This window comes from Deltaproteobacteria bacterium, assembly GCA_019308925.1.
Lineage (GTDB): Bacteria > Desulfobacterota > B13-G15 > B13-G15 > RBG-16-54-18 > JAFDHG01.
Map to the genome: position 1 here is coordinate 1 of JAFDHG010000100.1, position 4,232 is coordinate 4,232.

Below are 4,232 nucleotides of genomic sequence, written 5' to 3' on the forward strand. Positions count from 1 at the left end.
TATATTTCTGACCATCATCTCTTATCCCTCTAGTCTATCCTCTCCAATTCCTTTGGATACCTCTTTGCCAGATCGACATAAAGCTGCTTGCCATACCTCCAGAAACCCCTCCCCACAATCAAAGGGCCATAAAAAGGGCTCCATTAAGATTTCTTTCACAAAGTGCTAACACATGCCCCAGTGGAAGTCAACCCTTCGACTCCCAGCCCTGAAGGCCAGGACTTGCTCAGGGTTGACCCTGAGCGGGGCTTTGCGCCGCCGAATGGGTCAAGGAGATCCCTACGTTCAACGTAATGCCTCGGTTATCAGGGGAGGAGGGCTTCTTATCCCCTCCATCACGCAGGTTGACACGTTTGGGAATTTGATCAATAATAATCCAACTATAAGAGACCAAAAGACAAAGGGGTGATGATGAAGGTAAGCGGAAGGAGTTGGAAATTCGGTAATGATGTAGATACCGATGCCATCATTCCAGCCAGGTATCTAAATACCTCGGACCCCCAGGAGCTAGCCCAGCACTGTATGGAGGATGTTGACTCCACCTTTGCCCAGATGGTCCGCCCGGGGGACATCATCCTGGCCGGAAAGAACTTTGGCTGTGGTTCCTCCAGAGAGCATGCCCCCATCGCCATCAAGGCCGCGGGGGTATCCTGTGTGATCGCCAAGGGGTTTGCCAGGATATTTTACCGCAACGCCTTCAACATGGGGCTACCCATCTTGGAGTCCCCAGAGGCGGCGGAGGGAACTCAACAAGGGGATGAGCTGGAGGTGGACCTGGGCAAGGGGGAGATCCACAACCTTACCCAGGGAAAGACCTTTGTGTCACGCCCCATCCCCCCATTCATGCAGGAGTTGATCAGGGATGGAGGGTTGATGAGGCATATCACAAAGAGGTTAAAGGAGACCACTTGAAAAAAGAAAGGCGCTACCGGAATTGGATGGCAAAGGACGGGTTGGTTCCCTTTCAGGTAAGGGTGAAGGAGACCGACCTCTACATCCTCGCCCAGATCCCGTTGGAGAGGGAGGCCGAGGAGGCGACCATCCACCTCCGCCAGCAGATAGAGGGATATATCAAGAAGGAGACCCTCTTTAGGGAGAGCCTTCTTCCTCTCCCCTTGGATCCTTGGGCGCCGGAGATCGTGGGGGATATGCTGGCCGCCTCCCAGAAGGCCGGGATAGGGCCCATGGCCACGGTGGCCGGTGCCATTGCGGAGTTTGTGGGCAAGGCCCTCCTTGCCTTTACCCCCGAGGTGGTGGTGGAAAACGGCGGGGACATCTTTCTTCAGATAAATAGCGAGAGGAAGATCGGGATCTTTGCCCGCAGTTCCCCATTGAACATGAAGGTGGGAATACAAATCCCGCCCGAGAGGACACCTTTGGGAATCTGTACCTCCTCCGGCACCGTGGGGCACTCTCAGAGCTTCGGCAGGGCAAACGCCGTCTGCGTCATCTCCCCCTCGGCCACCTTGGCTGATGCCGTGGCCACCTCTTTGGGAAACATGGTGCAGGGTAAAAAGGATATCGAAAGGGCCCTGGAAGAGGGGCAAAAGATCTCTGGGGTGGAGGGGATAGTGATTATCCTAGATGACGTCCTGGGAGTATGGGGGGATTATGAATTAGTAAAGTTATGATTAAAAAAAGGGGTCGAGGGGCCAAGGGTTCTAGGGGTCAAGTGAAACGCGAAAATGAGAAAATTCTGGTTCCAGTGGTCACATGCTTAAAAACTATAGAGAGTTAAAGGTCTGGCAAAGATCTTATAAGCTATGTATAGCTTTTATAAGATTACAAAGGGTTTCCCGAAAGAGGAGCGATATAGATTAACATCACAGATAAGAAGGGCTGCTGTATGATTTTAGGGCTCTTCAGAAAGACATAGAGGAGGGTGAAAGGATGCTCAAGGCACTTATTAAATCGTTGCAGAATAAACACTCGAACCCTTGAATCCTCGAATCCTGGAACCCTGTATCAGCTGACATTACAAGGAGCTGGTCTTTTATGTACACTAAAAAGATAGTCCTGCGTTTCACCAAGAAGACCTGGGACAAGCCCATCGTCTATAGGCTGGGCAAGGACTACGATCTGGTCTTCAACATCCTCAAAGCGAGCGTCTTCCCCAAGCAGGAGAGCGTCATGGTCCTGGAGTTAAGCGGCACTGAGGAGAACTACCACCGGGGGATAGAGTACCTGATGAGCAAAGGGATAACCGTTGAGCCCATCGAGCACGACATCGAGCGGGATGACGCCACCTGCACCCACTGTGGGGCCTGTACCGCCGTGTGCCCCACCGGAGCCCTTTCCATCAAGAGGGAGACCATGGAGGTACTCTTCTCCAGCGAGATGTGCGTGGGATGTGAGCTCTGCATCAAGGCCTGTCCTGTACGGGCCATGAAGGCCAATTTTTAGGGTGGGGCTCTTGCATGAAGTCCAAGCACAAAAAGGTCGCTGTCGCCATGAGCGGAGGGGTGGACAGCTCCGTGGCTGCTGCCCTCCTGCAGGAAGGGGATTATGATGTCATCGGCCTCTGGATGCAGCTGTTGGGAGAGGGCCCCTTTGAAAGAGATCCATCCTTCCACGATGTACTTTGCTCAGCCAAGACCCTAGGGATCTCCCTTTATGCCATAGACCTCCACTCACTCTTTCAAAAAGAAATCATTAACTATTTCTTCCGAGAATATCTGGCCGGCAGGACACCCAACCCCTGCGCCCTCTGCAACCCCAAGATCAAGCTCGGTGCCTTGCTTGAGAGGGCCTTAGGGTTGGGGGCGGAGCTCTTCGCCACAGGCCACTACGCGCGGGTAAAATGGGATCCCAACACAAGGAGGTTCATCATCCTTAGGGGCATCGACAGGAAAAAGGATCAATCCTACTTCCTCTGGGGGTTGTCCCAGGTGCAGCTGGCCCGATGCATCCTCCCCAACGGGGGATTGACCAAGGAAGCGGTAAGGACAATGGCCAAAAAAAGGGGACTCCCTCTGACCGAGCGGGGGGAGAGCCATGAGATATGCTTCATCCCCCACGGCGACTACCGGGATTTCTTGCGAAAAAGGCTCAAAGGAAAGCTACCATCTAGAGGTGAGATCGTCGACAAAGACGGCCGGCCCTTGGGGAGACATCAGGGGATCTTCAATTTTACCATTGGGCAACGACGGGGGATCGGAATCCCGTCACGCCGGCCATATTATGTCCTGAGGATAGACCCCGCCACCAACCAGGTAGTAGTGGGGGAAAAGGAGGATCTCTTGGCCAAAGGGCTAGTGGCCCAGGGGATGAACTGGATCTCCATACCACCTCCTCAGGAGGGGTTCAGGGCAATGGGTAATATTAGATATCGCCATCCCGGGGGCCTTTGTAGGGTGACACCCCACGGAGAGGATGAATGCATCGTAAACTTCGATGAGCCTCAAGAGGCCATCACCCCTGGTCAAGCCTTAGCCCTATACCAAGACGATATGTTGCTGGGGGGAGGATGGATAAGGGAGGTCTGCAATGAGCAAGGGAAGGGTCGCCATCGTGACCCTGGGCTGTAAGGTCAACCAATTCGAGAGCGAGGCCATCGGAGAGGCCCTGGAAGAGATGGGCTGGAAACTGGTCCCCTTTGGTTCAGGGGTGGATCTCACCATCATCAACACCTGTGTGGTCACTACAAGGGCCCAGGCCGACTCCAGGCGGTGGATCCGCAGGGCCAGGAGGGTAAACCCACGAGGGCTCCTGTTGGTAGCAGGGTGTTATCCGCAGATCGACCCCCAAGGGGTTACCTCCCTTGGCCCTGATGGGGTGGCCGGAAACCAGGAGAAGGGATCTATCCCCGACATCGTGGAGAATATGCTCCAGGTGAGGAAGCCGGTAATCAGGGTAGGGGACATTATGGAGGCCGAGACCCCGCCCGCCTTGCAGGCCATCCACTTCCGCCGTCACACCCGGGCCTTTTTGAAGATCCAAGATGGGTGTAACGCCCATTGCAGCTACTGTATCGTCCCCTTGACCCGGGGCAGAAGTCGCAGTATCCCCTCTTCCCAGGTTCTTGCCTCTCTCCAAAGGCTCAGCGCAGCAGGTTATCGTGAGGTCGTTCTTACGGGCATCCACCTTGGGGCCTATGGTCTGGATCTCAACCCCACTACCACCCTCCTGGACCTGTTGTGCCAGATTGACGAGGGGGAGAACCCTCCTCGAATACGCCTGAGCTCCCTAGAACAGAAAGAGGTACCCCCGGGGGTGATCGGTTTTATCTCCTC

Annotated in this window: 6 protein-coding genes; all 6 read left to right on the forward strand. The window is 54.6% G+C overall.

The genetic code is table 11. The features are described 5' to 3' along the window. Nucleotides 1–411 precede the first annotated feature (411 nt). Nucleotides 412–912, forward strand: a complete 501-nt coding sequence (locus JRI46_12150; protein MBW2040316.1) for a 3-isopropylmalate dehydratase small subunit — start codon at nucleotides 412–414, stop codon at nucleotides 910–912. Beyond that, a complete protein-coding gene (locus JRI46_12155; protein ID MBW2040317.1) occupies nucleotides 909–1,631 on the forward strand; it encodes a UPF0280 family protein in 723 nt (240 codons plus the stop codon). Before JRI46_12150 ends, JRI46_12155 begins: the two co-directional genes overlap by 4 nt. A 132-nt stretch (nucleotides 1,632–1,763) precedes the next feature. After that, nucleotides 1,764–1,850, forward strand: a complete 87-nt coding sequence (locus tag JRI46_12160) for a four helix bundle protein (protein ID MBW2040318.1) — start codon at nucleotides 1,764–1,766, stop codon at nucleotides 1,848–1,850. A gap of 145 nt (nucleotides 1,851–1,995) precedes the next feature. Next, nucleotides 1,996–2,403, forward strand: coding sequence for a 4Fe-4S dicluster domain-containing protein (locus tag JRI46_12165; GenBank protein ID MBW2040319.1), 408 nt, complete (start codon nucleotides 1,996–1,998; stop codon nucleotides 2,401–2,403). Between the two features lie 14 nt (nucleotides 2,404–2,417). Beyond that, entirely contained in the window at nucleotides 2,418–3,527 is a 1,110-nt protein-coding gene (gene mnmA, locus JRI46_12170; protein MBW2040320.1) for a tRNA 2-thiouridine(34) synthase MnmA, read from the forward strand. Continuing rightward, nucleotides 3,487–4,232 (forward strand): tRNA (N(6)-L-threonylcarbamoyladenosine(37)-C(2))-methylthiotransferase MtaB (locus tag JRI46_12175; protein MBW2040321.1); only part of this gene is annotated, 746 nt, incomplete at its 3' end. The genes mnmA and JRI46_12175, both read left to right, overlap by 41 nt.

Excerpts from the sequence above, each read along its gene's own strand:
- JRI46_12150 (MBW2040316.1), top strand. The coding sequence starts at position 412 with ATGAAGGTAAGCGGAAGGAGTTGGAAATTCGGTAATGATGTAGATACC.
- JRI46_12160 (MBW2040318.1), top strand. The coding sequence starts at position 1,764 with ATGTATAGCTTTTATAAGATTACAAAGGGTTTCCCGAAAGAGGAGCGA.
- JRI46_12165 (MBW2040319.1), top strand. The coding sequence starts at position 1,996 with ATGTACACTAAAAAGATAGTCCTGCGTTTCACCAAGAAGACCTGGGAC.
- mnmA (MBW2040320.1), top strand. The coding sequence starts at position 2,418 with ATGAAGTCCAAGCACAAAAAGGTCGCTGTCGCCATGAGCGGAGGGGTG.